This is a genomic window from Sinimarinibacterium flocculans (assembly GCF_003201205.1).
Classification (GTDB): Bacteria; Pseudomonadota; Gammaproteobacteria; order Nevskiales; family Nevskiaceae; genus Solimonas; species Solimonas flocculans.
In genome coordinates this window covers 184,128-198,106 of the sequence record NZ_QICN01000003.1, presented here as the reverse complement: position 1 = coordinate 198,106, position 13,979 = coordinate 184,128, and the positions used below count along the sequence as shown (strand labels likewise).

At 67.4% G+C, this 13,979-nt stretch carries 12 protein-coding genes; 7 read left to right on the top strand and 5 right to left on the bottom strand.

Annotated elements, in window-relative coordinates; all coding sequences use genetic code 11:
* The first annotated feature begins 43 nt into the window (after positions 1-43).
* The 4 genes from rsmD to ggt all read left to right on the top strand — a co-directional run bounded on the left by rsmD (position 44) and on the right by ggt (position 3,112).
* Positions 44-610, top strand: a complete 567-nt coding sequence (gene rsmD, locus C8D93_RS07395; protein WP_110264788.1) for a 16S rRNA (guanine(966)-N(2))-methyltransferase RsmD — start codon at positions 44-46, stop codon at positions 608-610.
* 66 nt (positions 611-676) lie between these two features.
* Positions 677-1,159, top strand: coding sequence for a pantetheine-phosphate adenylyltransferase (coaD, locus tag C8D93_RS07390; RefSeq protein WP_110264529.1), 483 nt, complete (start codon positions 677-679; stop codon positions 1,157-1,159).
* A gap of 13 nt (positions 1,160-1,172) precedes the next feature.
* Positions 1,173-1,439, top strand: a complete 267-nt coding sequence (locus tag C8D93_RS07385) for a YfhL family 4Fe-4S dicluster ferredoxin (protein ID WP_110264528.1) — start codon at positions 1,173-1,175, stop codon at positions 1,437-1,439.
* Positions 1,436-3,112: a gamma-glutamyltransferase gene (gene ggt / locus C8D93_RS07380; protein ID WP_170123931.1), complete on the top strand. Its 1,677-nt coding sequence runs from the start codon at positions 1,436-1,438 to the stop codon at positions 3,110-3,112. The genes C8D93_RS07385 and ggt overlap by 4 nt, the downstream gene beginning before the upstream one ends.
* 12 nt (positions 3,113-3,124) lie before the next feature.
* Here the strand turns inward: ggt and C8D93_RS07375 are convergent, their stop codons facing one another.
* Both C8D93_RS07375 and xth read right to left on the bottom strand, forming a co-directional pair.
* A complete protein-coding gene (locus C8D93_RS07375) occupies positions 3,125-4,120 on the bottom strand; it encodes a hypothetical protein (RefSeq protein WP_110264526.1) in 996 nt (331 codons plus the stop codon).
* A gap of 89 nt (positions 4,121-4,209) precedes the next feature.
* On the bottom strand, positions 4,210-4,989 hold the full coding sequence (gene xth, locus C8D93_RS07370) for an exodeoxyribonuclease III (protein ID WP_110264787.1): 780 nt from the start codon (positions 4,987-4,989) through the stop codon (positions 4,210-4,212).
* A gap of 267 nt (positions 4,990-5,256) precedes the next feature.
* On the opposite strand from xth, the gene C8D93_RS07365 reads away from it, so the two are divergent.
* The 3 genes from C8D93_RS07365 to C8D93_RS07355 are packed head-to-tail and all read left to right on the top strand — an operon-like array spanning position 5,257 to position 10,002.
* The gene (locus C8D93_RS07365; protein WP_110264525.1) at positions 5,257-7,179 is read left to right on the top strand and encodes a PrkA family serine protein kinase; all 1,923 of its coding nucleotides are present in this window, start codon (positions 5,257-5,259) and stop codon (positions 7,177-7,179) included.
* A gap of 22 nt (positions 7,180-7,201) precedes the next feature.
* Positions 7,202-8,431: a YeaH/YhbH family protein gene (locus tag C8D93_RS07360; protein ID WP_110264524.1), complete on the top strand. Its 1,230-nt coding sequence runs from the start codon at positions 7,202-7,204 to the stop codon at positions 8,429-8,431.
* Entirely contained in the window at positions 8,428-10,002 is a 1,575-nt protein-coding gene (locus C8D93_RS07355; RefSeq protein ID WP_110264523.1) for a SpoVR family protein, read from the top strand. The genes C8D93_RS07360 and C8D93_RS07355 overlap by 4 nt, the downstream gene beginning before the upstream one ends.
* A 208-nt stretch (positions 10,003-10,210) precedes the next feature.
* Here C8D93_RS07355 and C8D93_RS07350 read toward each other — a convergent pair whose 3' ends face one another.
* The 3 genes from C8D93_RS07350 to C8D93_RS07340 all read right to left on the bottom strand — a co-directional run bounded on the left by C8D93_RS07350 (position 10,211) and on the right by C8D93_RS07340 (position 13,915).
* Positions 10,211-12,274: a M3 family metallopeptidase gene (locus C8D93_RS07350; protein ID WP_110264522.1), complete on the bottom strand. Its 2,064-nt coding sequence runs from the start codon at positions 12,272-12,274 to the stop codon at positions 10,211-10,213.
* A gap of 114 nt (positions 12,275-12,388) precedes the next feature.
* Positions 12,389-13,339 (bottom strand): GIDE domain-containing protein, encoded by a 951-nt coding sequence (locus tag C8D93_RS07345; RefSeq protein WP_110264521.1) that lies wholly within the window; start codon positions 13,337-13,339, stop codon positions 12,389-12,391.
* A 3-nt stretch (positions 13,340-13,342) separates the two neighbouring features.
* A complete protein-coding gene (locus C8D93_RS07340) occupies positions 13,343-13,915 on the bottom strand; it encodes a LemA family protein (protein ID WP_110264520.1) in 573 nt (190 codons plus the stop codon).
* Positions 13,916-13,979 lie beyond the last annotated feature (64 nt).

Genomic DNA, 13,979 nt, shown 5'->3' with positions numbered 1-13,979 from the left:
AAAGCCTGCGCCAGGCATGGCGCAGGCCGATGCAGGACGTGCAATGACCCGCGAAGCGGGAAAGCTGAGGGTCATCGGCGGCCAGTGGCGCTCGCGGCTGATCGAGTTCGATGCCGGCGACGGCGTGCGCGCGACGCCTGATCGCGTACGGCAGACCACCTTCGACTGGCTGGCGCCGGTGATCGAAGGCGCCCGCTGTCTCGACCTGTTCGCCGGCAGCGGTGCGATGGGCATCGAGGCGCTGTCGCGCGGGGCCGCGCACTGCACCTTCGTCGAGCAGGGTGCGCGCCAGTGCGCGCGCGTGAAGAACGCGTTGCAGGCGCTCAAGGCGCAGCACACGGACGTGGTGCCGATGGATGCCATCTACTTCCTGCAGCAGACCTGGCACCGCTTCCACGTGGTCTTTCTCGATCCGCCGTTCGAGTCCGACCTGCTGTCCCGCGCATTGCTGGAACTGCCCAAGGTGCTGCATCCGCACAACCGCGTGTTCCTCGAGTGGGGCGGCGAACGGCCCGAACTGCCGGAGCGCTTCGAGTGGCTGCGCGAGAAGCAGGCCGGCCAGGTCGGCTACGGACTGGCGAGCTATCGTCATCCGGCGGCCGACGGCTGAGCGCGCGGACGCGTATATTGCCCCGAAGCGGATCGTCCTCGGCATCACAGCGTACGGGAAGCAGACATGGTCATCGCGGCCTACAGCGGCACCTTCGACCCGATCACCTACGGGCATTACGACATCATCCAGCGTGCGGCACACATGTTTCCGCGCCTGATCGTCGCCGTGGGACTGAATCCGTCGAAGAACCCGCGCTTCGATCTCGACGAACGCGTGACCCTGATCCGGGACGTCGTCAGGAAACTGCCGAATGTCGAGGTCAAGGGCTTCTCGGGGCTGGTCGTGGACTTCGCCCGTGACAACGGCATCACCGTGCTCGTGCGCGGCGTGCGCACGGTCGGCGATGTCGACTATGAGAAGCAGATGGCGGTGATGAACCGCGATCTGTATCCCGACCTGGACACGGTGATGCTGGCGCCGTCCCCGGAGTACGCGCACCTGTCGTCGTCGCTGGTGCGCGAACTGGCCGCGCTCGGCGCGCCGGTCGAGAAGCTGGTGCCCGCAGCGGTGATCCCGGCCCTGCGCGAACGCATCGGCCTGAAGTGAGGTCTTCGGTGGCATGGCGCTGAAGATCACGCACGAGTGCATCAACTGCGATGTCTGCGAGCCGGTGTGCCCCAACCATGCGATCTACCAAGGCATCGAGATCTACGAGATCGATCCCGACCTGTGTACCGAATGCGTAGGACATTTCGACAAGCCGCAATGCCAGACCGTGTGTCCGGTCGACTGCATCCCGCTCGACCCGGCGCATGCGGAAACGCCGGATCAGTTGTTGCAGAAATACCGCCGGCTGACCGATCTGGGCGGAGTGACCAAGGCGTGAAGCCGGTGCCGTTGTTCGCCGGCCTGCTGCTCGCCGTCACGGCCGCGACCGCGTGGGCGGCGGAATTGCCCGGGCACGCCTGCGCGACGGCGCACCCGCTGGCGACCCGTGCGTGCATGCAGGTGCTCGACGATGGCGGCAACGCCTTCGACGCCGCCGTCGCGGCCAGCGCGGCGCTGGCGGTGGTCGAGCCCACGGGTTCGGGCATCGGCGGCGGCGGCTTCTGGCTGCTGCACCGCGCGCACGATGGTTTCGAGGTGTTCGTCGACGGACGCGAGACCGCGCCGGGCGCGGCCCACGCCGACATGTACGTCACGGCGGACGGCAAGGTCGATCCGCTGCTCTCGCGCGACCGGGCGCTGGCCGCCGGCATTCCCGGTGAGCCGGCGGCCCTCGTGCACATCGCGCGCACCTATGGTCGCAAGCCGCTGGCCGAGCTGCTGGCTCCGGCGATCGCCTATGCGCGCGAGGGCTTCGCCGTCGACCCCAAACTGGCGGCGGCGATCGCGCGACATCTGCCGCGGCTCTCGGGCGATGCCCCGGCGGTCTTCGCCCCGGACGGCAAGCCGCTGGCCGAGGGCGAACCGCTGCGGCAGCCGGATCTGGCGTGGACGCTCGAGCAGCTTGCCCGCCACGGACATCGGGGCTTCTACGACGGGGCCGTGGCCGAGCGTCTGCTGCGCGGTGCGCAGGCGGGCGGCGGCATCTGGACGGCCGAGGACCTGCGCCACTACAGCATCGTCGAACGCGAGCCGCTGATCGCGTACTTCCGTGACCACCGCATCGTCACCAGCCCGCCGCCTTCGGCCGGCGGTGTGGCGATCGCGCAGGTCTTCCAGCAACTCGAAGCCCTCGGCTGGCAGGACGACGGCAGCCTGCGCAGCCAGCATCTGTTCGTCGAGACGCTGCGCCGCGCCTACCGCGACCGCGCCGAGTGGCTCGGCGATCCGGACTTCGTCACGCTGCCGCTGACGATGCTGACCGGGCGCAGCCATGCGCTGCGGCTGGCGGCCGGCATCGATCCGCAGCGGGCGACCCCCAGTGCCGACCTGCCGCCCGTGGTGCCGGCCGCCGAAGGGACCGATACCACGCACCTGTCGGTACTCGATGCCGAGGGCAACCGCGTGGCCGCGACGCTGTCGATCAACCTGCCTTTCGGTTCCGGGTACATGGCGCCGGGCACCGGCGTGCTGCTCAACGACGAGATGGACGACTTCGCCGCACAGGTCGGCGTGGCGAACGCCTACGGCCTCGTCGGCACGGCGCCCAACGCGATCGCGCCGCACAAGCGGCCGCTGTCATCGATGACGCCGAGCTTCGTCGAAGGACCGCGCGGCCTGCTGGTCATCGGTACGCCCGGCGGCAGCCGCATCGTCACCATGGTGATCCAGGGCATCCTGAGCTGGATCGGCGGCGCCGACGCGCAGGCAGTCGTCGCGCGGCCGCGCCTGCATCACCAGTACCTGCCGGACTTCATCCAGCTCGAGGCGGACGCCGCCGATGCCCGGCGGCAGGCGGCACTCAAGGCGCTCGGACACGAGCTGCGCGTGTTCGAACACTGGGGCAATCTGCAGGTCGTGACCCGGGATGCCGCCAGTGGCGCTCTCGACGCGGCGAGCGATCCGCGCGGTGTTGGCGCCGCGCAGGTGCGGCAGCCCGAAGCGCGGCAGTAGTAGGGCGCGGCGCTAGGCCGCGAGCCGCTGACCGCGGCGGCCGGCGGCGTTTCCGCGACGCCGCGCGCTGCGGCCCAGGATGCGCTGCAGGCGCTGGGCGTTGATCGCGACCGGGCGACGCGTCAGCTCGCCGTACCGGCGTTTGCGGCTGAGCCGGTCGATGCGCTCCATGTGTTCGCGGATCGCGGAGACGTAGGGATTCGGACCGCCGAAATGCGCGTCGAGAAAGCGGTGGATGCCGCCGAAGTAGCCGTCGAGGCGCTCCTCCCACAGCCGCTGGTTGAACTCGAAGGTCTTCTCCAGCAGGTTGTCCGCCGAGCTGTACACCGCCTGATGGCCGTCACCGGCCAGGCCGCAGAGCGCGAACTCGCGGTAGAGGAAGTCGCGGCATTTCTCCAGATAGCAGCGATCGGCCGTCTGTGCGAGCACGTCGGCGCTGCCGAGCATGAAGCCGAGCAGGCGGTCCTTGGTGTTGGCGACGCGGATCTGGTCCAGCGCGATCTCGTAGCCGGTGAAGTGCACGATGCGGTGTGCGAGGCTGGCTTCGGTGGCGAAGCCCACGGTCGGCAGGAACCCGGCGAGAAATTCGCCGCTGCGGTGCACGTGGGTGAGGGTGTATTCGGCGCCGTTGGTGGCCGTGTCGCCCTCGCGACGGATGTAGCCGGCATCGTGGAACAGCGCGATGATCAGCCCCAGCACGGCGCGGCGTGCGCCCAGCTGGGTGGCCGCCGGGACGCTGCGCTCGTGACCGTCGAGCAGGCGCGCCATCGCCAGCGCGCAATCGAGGCTGTGCTGGGCGTCGTGATACCAGGTGTCGCAGCCGGAATAGCCCGGAAGCAGGCCGGCGTATAGCCGGCCGAAGGTGTCGAAGGCCTGCCTCAGCGGGGCGAGGTCGACATTGGGATACAGATCGGACAACAGCCCGCAGACCGCGATCTCGACGTCGTGCGGATGCGAGATGCGCACGGTGTTGGTGACGTCGTAATGATTGCGCCGCTGTGCGGTCATCAGGCTCCTCCGGCGCGTGGCGGTGACGGTCCGTGTGAACGGGTTCAATGTTAGACCCGTCGGGGCGAGCCTGAACAGTGAACCCTTGCTCATTTCGGGCTTGACGCGACAAATTCTGCCACCACCGGCGCATGGTCGGACGGCCGCTCCAGGCGCCGCGGTGCCGTGTCGATCTGGCACTGCACGCAGCGCTGCGCGAGGCGCCCGGAGATGAGCACGTGGTCGATTCGCAGGCCCATGTTGCGTCGGAACGCGGCCTGTCGGTAGTCCCACCAGGAAAAGCTCTTCGGCGGCTGCTCGAACAGGCGGAAGCTGTCCTTGAGGCCGAGTGCCAGCAGCGCGCGCAGAGCGTCGCGTTCGGCCTCCGAGCACAGGATCTGGCCTTCCCAGACGGCCGGGTCATGGGTGTCCTCCACCGCAGGGGCGATGTTGAAGTCGCCGACCACCGCCAGCTCGGGATGGCGCGACAGTTCGTCGGCCACGTAGTGACGCAAGGCCTCCAGAAACCGCAGCTTGTAGCCGTACTTGTCGCTGCCGACCGCCTGGCCGTTGACGACGTACACGTTGATCACGCGCACGCCGTCGATGGTCGCGGCGATGACGCGCTTCTGCTCGTCCTCGAATCCGGGCAGGTCGCGTGTCACGTCCTCGAGCGGCTGGCGCGCGAGCAGCGCCACGCCGTTGTAGGTCTTCTGCCCGTTGAACACGGCCTGATAGCCGGCCGCGGCCAGCTCGGCATGCGGGAAGGCGTCGTCGACCAGCTTGGTCTCCTGGATGCCGACGACGTCGACGGGACTGGCGGCGAGCCAGTCGAGCAGATGCGGCAGGCGCACCCGCAGCGAGTTCACGTTCCAGGTCGCAATCTTCATCGTGCGGGCTTCGATCATGGGCCCTGCAGCATAGCGGGCCGGCGGCGGTGGTGGGCGGTCTCGGCGCGGCACCGCTGATCGTTCCGCGGCGACCTGCTGTCCCCATGCGCGCGAAACTGCGCGGAAATTGCATGGTCATGTGAAGAGAGGGTCGGGAACGTGCCGGCGGGTCGGAAAATCGACGTCCGGGGCACGTGCCAGATCGATGTCAACAGGCGTACCCTGAAGGTGCACGGGGAGGCCTCGCTAACAGATCGGAGATCGTTGATGAGTGTCCTGGAGAGTTTTCGCAGTCACTACCTCAAGGCCCGCGACGAGGAAATGTCGCTGTACGACTACCTCGAACTGTGCAAACGCGAGCCGATGGCCTACGCCACGCCCGCCGAGCGCATGCTCGCCGCGATCGGTGAACCGGAAACGATCGACACGCGCAACGATCCGCGGCTGTCGCGCATCTTCTCCAACCGGCTGATCCGCCGCTATCCGGCGTTTCGCGAGTTCTTCGGCATGGAGGACGTGATCGCGCAGATCGTGGCCTACTTCAAGCACGCCGCGCAGGGGCTCGAGGAGCGCAAGCAGATCCTCTACCTGCTCGGCCCGGTCGGCGGCGGCAAGTCGTCGATCGCCGAGCGCCTCAAGGTGCTGATGGAGGCGCATCCGATCTACGCCCTCAAGGGCTCGCCGATCAACGAGTCGCCGCTGGGCCTGTTCAACCCGCAGCGCGATGGCGCGGCGCTGGAAAAGGAATACGGTATCCCGCGGCGCTACCTGACCGGCATTGCCTCGCCGTGGGCGATCAAGCGGCTCGCGGAGTTCGACGGCGACATCACCCAGTTCAAGGTCGTGCGTGTGCAGCCCTCGGTGCTGCGACAGGTGGCGATCACCAAGACCGAACCCGGTGACGAGAACAACCAGGACATCTCCTCGCTGGTCGGCAAGGTCGACATCCGCAAGCTGGAGAAATTCGCGCAGGACGATCCGGACGCCTACAGCTACTCGGGCGGCCTGTGCTTGGCCAACCAGGGACTGCTCGAGTTCGTCGAGATGTTCAAGGCGCCGATCAAGATGCTGCACCCGCTGCTGACGGCGACGCAGGAGGGCAACTTCAAGGGCACGGAGGGGTTCTCGGCGATCCCGTTCAACGGCATCGTGCTGGCGCACTCGAACGAGTCCGAGTGGCAGAGCTTCCGCAACAACAAGCACAACGAGGCCTTCCTCGACCGCGTCTACATCGTCAAGGTGCCGTACTGCCTGCAGGTCTCGGAAGAGGTCAAGATCTACGAGAAGCTGCTGCGCAACAGCTCGCTGGCGACGGCGCCGTGTGCGCCGGGCACGCTCGACATGATGGCGCAGTGGTCGGTGCTCACGCGCTTGGTCGAGCCGGAGAACTCCAGCATCTACTCGAAGATGCGCGTCTACGACGGCGAGACGCTCAAGGACACCGACCCGGCGGCCAAGTCGCTGCAGGAATACCGCGACTACGCCGGCGTCGACGAGGGCATGGACGGCATGTCGACGCGCTTCGCGTACAAGGTGCTGTCAGCCACGTTCAACTACGACCAGACCGAGGTGGCGGCCAATCCGGTGCACCTGATGTACGTTCTGGAGCAGCGCATCCTGCGCGAGCACCTGTCCGAGGACAAGCAGCGCCGCTGCCTCGAGTTCATCAAGGGATGGCTGGCGCCGCGCTACGCCGAGTTCATCGGCAAGGAGATCCAGACCGCGTACCTGGAGTCCTACGGCGAATACGGCCAGAACATCTTCGACCGCTACGTCACCTTTGCCGACTACTGGATCCAGGACGAGGACTACCGTGACCCGGAGACCGGAGAGTCCTTCGACCGCGCGGCGCTCAACGCCGAGCTGGAGAAGATCGAGAAGCCGGCCGGCATCGCCAATCCCAAGGACTTCCGCAACGAGATCGTGAACTTCGTGCTGCGCGCGCGTGCGCAGCAGGGCGGCAAGAACCCGCACTGGACCAGCTACGAGAAGCTGCGCGAAGTCATCGAGAAGAAGATGTTCTCGTCCACCGAGGAGCTGCTGCCGGTGATCTCGTTCAACGCCAAGGCGTCCGCGGAAGACCAGAAGAAGCACGAGAGCTTCGTCGGGCGCATGGTGGCCAAGGGCTACACCGAGAAGCAGGTGCGGTTGCTGTCGGAGTGGTATCTGCGCGTGCGCAAGTCGCAGTAGCCCGTCTGCCCGGAGACCTGGGATGTCGATCATCATCGACCGCAGGCTCAACGACCGCAAGAAGAATGCGGTCAACCGTGCCCGCTTCCTGCGTCGCTACAAGGAGCAGATCCGGCGCGCCGTCGACGATCTGGTGTCGCGTCGCTCGATCACCGACATGGAGCAGGGCGGTGACGTGAAGGTGCCGGTCAAGGACATCTCCGAGCCGGCATTCCGGCACGGCAGCGGCGGCGACCGCGAGGTCGTGCACCCGGGCAATCATCGCTTCCAGCAGGGTGATCGCATCCCGCGACCGCCGGCGGAGGAGGGCGGCGCCGGTGGTCAGGGGCAGGGCGAGGCGGAAGACGACTTCGTCTTCAAGCTGTCGCGCGAAGAATTCATGAACCTGTTCTTCGACGACCTGGAACTGCCGCACCTGATCCGCAACGTGCTCGGCGACGTGCGCGACTACAAGTGGCGTCGTGCCGGCTACACGCCCAGCGGCGTGCCGTCGAATCTCTCGGTGCTGCGCTCGCTGCGCAACGCACAGGCGCGGCGCATCGCCATCGGCGCGCCGATCCGACGTGAACTCGAGGAGGCCGAGGCCGAGTACGCACGCTCGCCGACGACGGCGCTGGCCGAGCGCATCGAGACCCTGCGCGCGCGGCTGTCGCGGCTGCCGTTTCTCGACGAGATCGACCTGCGCTTCCGCCATCGCGTGCGCGAGCCGCAGCCGGTCGCGCGCGCGGTGATGTTCTGCCTGATGGACGTCTCGGCGTCGATGACCGAGGACAAGAAGGATCTGGCCAAGCGCTTCTTCACGCTGCTGTACCTGTTCCTGAGCCGCAAGTACGAACGCGTCGAGCTGGTCTTCATCCGCCATACCGACAACGCGCAGGAGGTCGACGAGCAGACCTTCTTCTACGGCACCCAGAGCGGTGGCACCGTCGTGCTGTCGGCGTTGCGGCTGATGGACGAGATCATCGAGGCCCGCTTCGATCCGGCGACGTGGAACATCTACGGGGCGCAGGTGTCGGACGGCGATGCCTTCGGCGCCGACCCGGAGAAGAGCCGCGCCTTCCTCGAGGACCGGCTGTTGCCCGACCTGCGCTACTTCGCCTACGTCGAGATCCCGGACGAACCGGAGGCGCTCGGCCTGCTCGCGCACGCCTATGCCCGCATCGATCATCCCGACTTCGCGATGAAGAGCGTCACCGAGCGCAACGAGATCTACCCGGTGCTGCGTGAGCTGTTTTCCAAGGAGGCTGCATGAGCAAGCCGTCCGGGGCCCGCGCGGATCGATCCGCCACACCGCGCAGCGGTGCGCGCGTCCAGCCGCCGAGCGTGCAGCCGTTGTCTGCCGGCGGCGAGTGGAGTTTCGAGCTGATCGATACCTACGACCGGGCGATCCGCGAGATCGCCGTCGGCGAGTTCGGACTCGACTGCTACCCGAACCAGATCGAGATCATCGCCTCGGAGCAGATGCTCGATGCCTACGCCTCGCTCGGCCTGCCGATCGGCTATGCGCACTGGAGCTTCGGCAAGGAGTTCATCCGCAACGAGCACCTGTACCGCAAGGGACACCAGGGGCTGGCCTACGAGATCGTCATCAACTCGAATCCCTGCATCGCGTATCTGATGGAGGAGAACACGATGCCGATGCAGGCGCTGGTCATCGCCCACGCCTGCTACGGCCACAATTCCTTCTTCAAGGGCAACTACCTGTTCCGGCAGTGGACCGATGCCGACGCGATCATCGACTACATGGTGTTCGCGAAGAAGTACGTGATGCAGTGCGAGGAGCGCTACGGCGAGCAGGCGGTCGAGGAGGTGCTGGACTCCTGCCATGCGCTGATGCAGCACGGCGTCGACCGTTACCACCATCCGGCGCCACTGTCCGTGGAGGACGAGCGCAAGCGCCAGATCGAGCGCGAGCGGCACGCGTGGCGGCAGTACGACGACATCTGGCGCACGCTGCCCAAGGCGGGGCGCGACGCGGAGCGTCGCGCCAGGCGTTCCGAACGCATTTATCCGGCCGAGCCGCAGGAGAACCTGCTGTACTTCGTCGAGAAGCACTCGCCACGGCTCGAGCCGTGGCAGAGCGAGATCGTGCGCATCGTGCGCAAGATGGCCCAGTACTTCTACCCGCAGGGCCAGACCAAGGTCATGAACGAGGGCTGGGCCACGTTCTGGCACTACACGATCCTCAACCGGCTGTTCGACAAGGGACTGGTCGATACCGGCTTCATGCTCGAGTTCATCAGCGCGCATACCAACGTGGTGTCCCAGCGCGGCTACGACCAGCGCGGCTACGGCGGCATCAACCCGTATGCGCTGGGTTTCGCGATGTTCTCCGACCTCAAGCGCATCTGCGTGGCGCCGACGGCGGAGGACCGCAGCTGGTTTCCGGACATCGCCGGCAGCGACTGGCGCAGCGTGCTCGATTTCGCCATGCGCAACTACAAGGACGAGTCCTTCATCGGGCAGTACCTGTCGCCGCGCCTGATGCGCGAGTTCCGCCTGTTCGCCGTGGCCGACCGCCAGAGCGAGGACGCGTACCTGGTGGATGCGATCCACAACGACGACGGCTACCGCCGCGTGCGCCGTCTCATGGCCGCGCAGTACAACCGCGACAACCAGATCCCGGATATTCAGGTGCTGCGCTACGACCGCCGCGGTGATCGTTCGTTGACGCTGCGACACCGCCGCCATCGCGGGCGTCCGCTCGACGACGACGCCGAGCAGGTGCTGCGCCACCTGCACCGGCTCTGGGGCTTCGCGGTGCGCTTGGTGACCGTCGACGAGAACGACAAGGAAGTCGCCAGCCGCGAGATCAAATCATAGGAGCCTGGGCGGCAGAAACGCGCGTGGCTGCGACTTCGCCATTTCGGCCATCTTCCGCGCTGCTTCTCGGCCAATAGTCCCTGCTATTGGCCTCGAATCAACGCGAAACCTGTCTCGAAATGGCTTTGCCTCGCCTGCGCGGTTCCTACCGCCCAGACTCCTAGGACGCGGTGTGCCCGGCGTCGATGCCGGGCGCGCGCGTCCAGTGCTACGCGGCGGCGGCCGTGTCCTCCACCAGCCCGCTGTGACGCAGCAGCGCCTCGACGCTGGGCTTGCGGCCGCGGAACTCGACGAACAGCTCCATGGCCTCGCGCGATCCGCCCTGCGCCAGCACCGTGTCGCGGAAGCGGGCGCCGGTTTCGGGCGCAAAGCCGCTTTCCTCGAAGGCGGCGAAGGCGTCGGCCGACAGTACCTCGGCCCACTTGTAGCTGTAGTAACCCGCGGCATAGCCGCCGGCGAAGATGTGCGAGAAGCTCCACGGCATGCGGTTGAACGCCGGCGGCTTGATCACCGCGACCTCGTCGCGGACGGCATCGATCGCGGCGGCGACGTCGGCGCCGCGCGCCGGGTCGTAATCGCGGTGCAGACGCAGGTCGAACAGCGCGAACTCGAGCTGTCGCACCGTCGCCAGGCCCGTCTGGAAATGACGCGAGGCCCGCAGCTTGTCGATCTGCTCGTCGGGTAGCGCTTCGCCGGTCTGCCAGTGCCGCGCGAAGCCGCGCAGCGTCGCCGGGTCGTAGCACCAGTTCTCCATGAACTGGCTCGGCAGTTCGACCGCATCCCAGGCGACGCCGCGGATGCCGGAGACCGAGGCCTCGTCGACCCGCGTCAGCAGGTGGTGCAGGCCGTGACCGAATTCATGGAACAGGGTCAGTGCCTCGTCGTGGGTCAGCAGCGCCGGCTGCCCCGGGCGCGGCGGCGTGAAATTGCAGACCAGGTAGGCGGAGGGTCGCTGCAGTCCGGCCGGACTGCGGCGGCGCCCCAGGCATTCGTCCATCCACGCGCCGCTGCGCTTGTCGTCGCGCGCGTAGGGGTCCAGGTAGAACACGCCGACCGGGTCGCCTGCCGCGTCGGTGAGTTGCCAGGTGCTGACGTCCGCATGCCAGGTGCTGATGCCCTCGGCGCGCGCGACGCGAATCCCGTAGAGACGCTGCACCAGTGCGAACAGGCCGTCGAGCACGCCGGGCAGTGGGAAGTAGGGACGCAGCGCTTCTTCCGACAGGCCGAGCGTCTCGGTCTTGAGCTTCTCGGCGTAGTAGGGCGCATCCCACGGCTGGAAGTCGTCGAGACCGTCGCGCTGGCGCGCGAACTGGCGCAGGGCGTCGAGCTCGGCCTGCGCACGCGGCCGGGCGCGCTGCGCGAGGTCGGTGATGAACTTGTCGACCTGCGCCGGCGACTCGGCCATCTTCGTCGCCAGCGAGAGCTCGGCGTAGTTGTCGAAGCCGAGCAGCCGCGCCAGCTCGAAGCGCGCGGCGAGGATCTGCTCCATCAGCGGACCGTTGTCGAACCGGCCTGCCTGCGGGCCCTGGTCGGAGGCGCGCGTCGCGTAGGCGGTGTAGATCTCGCGGCGCAGCTCGCGATCGTCGGCATAGGTGATGACGGCGTCGTAGCTGGGAAAGTCCAGTGTCAGCAGCCAGCCCTCCAGGTTCTTCACCTGCGCCTTCTCGCGCGCGGCGTGGCGGGCGGCCTCGGTCATGCCGGCGAGGCGCGACTCGTCGTCGATCGGCAGGCTCCACGCCTGGATCGCGTCCATCAGATGTTCTTCGAACTTGGTCTGCAGTTCGGAAAGCCTCAGCGACAGCGCCTTGTAGCGCTCCTTCTGCTCCGGCGGCAGGCCGATGCCGGACAGGCGGAAATCGCGCAGGGCGTCGGTCACCACCTTGCGCCGCGCCGGCGTGTACGACGCGAAAGCCGGGCTGTCGGCGAGCGCCTGGTAGGCGCGGAACAGCGGCTCGGACTGCGACAGCTCGATGCTGTAGGCGGTGATCTTGGGCAGGCAGGCGTTGTACGTCTTGCGCCACTCGGCGGTGCTGTTGACGCTGAACAGGTGGGAGACCGGCCCCCACACGCGCTGCAGGCGGTCGCCGAGATCCTCCAGCGGTTCGACGAGGCCTTCCCAGGTCGGCGTCTGCTGCGCCGCCAGCAAGGTTTCCAGCGCCGAGCGGTTGGCGGCCAGGACCTCGTCGAGGGCCGCCTCGGCAAACTCGGGGCGGATCCGGTCGAAGGGCGGCAGCGGCGCGGCGGCCGGGTCGAGCAGCAGGGGGTTTTGCATGGGGAACGACGACGACGGACGGCCCGCTATCGTGGGGACGGCGCTCGCCGATTTCCAGTCGTTTTTTTCTAAGCTGCTGATTGAGCAAGGCTTAGGAGGCGCCGCCGGCGGCCGCTACATCAGCCCCCTCGCGGTCAGCGCAAAAGTGCCGCAAGTGCCTGATATCAGGGAGCAGATCAACAGTCCGAAGGCGCCCAGACGGTAGCGTCGGGCCAGTTGCTCCTGCGGCAGCGTGGACAGCACGAAGGGGCGGCGGTCGCGGGGCCGGCACAGCACGTGCACGTCCGGGTCCACGGCATGCTCGACATGCGCGCGGCGCACCTGTTCAAGGGCCGCCCGCCGTGCCGCCTCCCATTCCTGCAGGTCGATACGGCCGTCGCCGTCGGCATCGAAGCGCTCGAGCAGCGTGGCCTGATCGCGCTTCCATTCGCGCAGCAGGGCCGTCAGATCGGCGCTTTCGTCGAATGTCGGGGTGCCCGACTGCGTGCGGAACCAGCCGAGCGCATGAACCGGATCGCCGGCGCCGATCAGGGCCTCCTCGTAGCGGTAGTCGCCGAATTGCAGCCAGGGGGTCTTTTCCGGCACGTGCAGTGGCCGCCGCCCGTGGCCGCGCCAGCGCCGCTGCAGGCTCGGGTAGACCTTCGCCCCTGCCGGGTCGACCACGCAGTCGCCGGTCTGGTCGGCGAGCATGAACAGATCGTCGGAGGTCGCGGACTCGATCGTGCGCCAGCGGTCCTGACGGCGACCGTCGATCCATTGTCTTTCGCGCTTCTGCACGCGGTAGCGCCACCAGCAGCAGCGCGTGCCGGTCAGCGGCGAGACGATGTCCGGTCCCGGCAGCAGGTGCGCGAGGCCTTCGAGTTCGACATAGCCCTGCGCTGCCGACCGGATGCGCGAGGTCGGCGTGTCCTCGATCAGCCGCGCCTTGCGCAGCCACAGGAAGGCCATGACAAAGCAGGCCAGCGAAGCGGCCAGGGCCAGCGCCGTCCCGAGCCAGAACGGGCCGGCTGCGGCTTCGGAGAACTCCTGCGCCAGCGAGAGCCAGGGCGATCCGTCGACGGCCATCGATCAGGCGCGGAACAGCGCGCGCAGATCCACGTCCTTTTTCTGTTCTTCGGAGAACACCAGCAGATCGGCCGCGCCGAAACCGAGCAGACGCGCGACGACCACGTCCGGAAACTGCTCGATGCGCACGTTGTTCAGGTTGACGGACTCGTTGTAGAACTCGCGGCGATCGGCGATCGCGTTCTCCAGTCCGGTGATGCGGGCGAGCAGCTGCTGGATCGACTGGTTGGCCTTGAGTTCCGGATAGGCCTCGACCGTGGCGACGATGTTGCCGAGCCCCAGGCGCATCGCATTCTCGGCCTGGCCGACGCCCCGGACATCGCCCTTCTCGCGCGCGCTGTTCGCGGCGGCTCGCGCGGCCATGACCTTCTCGAGCGTGTCGCGCTCGAACTGCATGTACTGCTTGCAGGTCTCCACCAGCTTGGGCAGCTCGTCGTGGCGCTGCTTGAGCAGCACGTCGATGTTGCTCCAGGCCTTGGAAACGCCGTGCTTGAGCGTCACCAGCCCGTTGTAGAGGATGATCACGTAGACGGCGAGCGCCGCCACGATGGCCAGCCAGATGAAGGTCGTGATCATGGAGGAACCGGCCCCCACCGGTTCGAATGCGGATCAGGCAGACGCAAAGAATGCTGCATTTGCA

Coding starts and splice junctions, on each gene's coding strand:
- rsmD (WP_110264788.1), top strand. CDS start 44: ATGACCCGCGAAGCGGGAAAGCTGAGGGTCATCGGCGGCCAGTGGCGC.
- coaD (WP_110264529.1), top strand. CDS start 677: ATGGTCATCGCGGCCTACAGCGGCACCTTCGACCCGATCACCTACGGG.
- C8D93_RS07385 (WP_110264528.1), top strand. CDS start 1,173: ATGGCGCTGAAGATCACGCACGAGTGCATCAACTGCGATGTCTGCGAG.
- C8D93_RS07375 (WP_110264526.1), bottom strand. CDS start 4,120: ATGACCGCACAGCGGCGCAATCATTACGACGTCACCAACACCGTGCGC.
- xth (WP_110264787.1), bottom strand. CDS start 4,989: ATGAAGATTGCGACCTGGAACGTGAACTCGCTGCGGGTGCGCCTGCCG.
- C8D93_RS07365 (WP_110264525.1), top strand. CDS start 5,257: ATGAGTGTCCTGGAGAGTTTTCGCAGTCACTACCTCAAGGCCCGCGAC.
- C8D93_RS07360 (WP_110264524.1), top strand. CDS start 7,202: ATGTCGATCATCATCGACCGCAGGCTCAACGACCGCAAGAAGAATGCG.
- C8D93_RS07355 (WP_110264523.1), top strand. CDS start 8,428: ATGAGCAAGCCGTCCGGGGCCCGCGCGGATCGATCCGCCACACCGCGC.
- C8D93_RS07350 (WP_110264522.1), bottom strand. CDS start 12,274: ATGCAAAACCCCCTGCTGCTCGACCCGGCCGCCGCGCCGCTGCCGCCC.
- C8D93_RS07345 (WP_110264521.1), bottom strand. CDS start 13,339: ATGGCCGTCGACGGATCGCCCTGGCTCTCGCTGGCGCAGGAGTTCTCC.
- C8D93_RS07340 (WP_110264520.1), bottom strand. CDS start 13,915: ATGATCACGACCTTCATCTGGCTGGCCATCGTGGCGGCGCTCGCCGTC.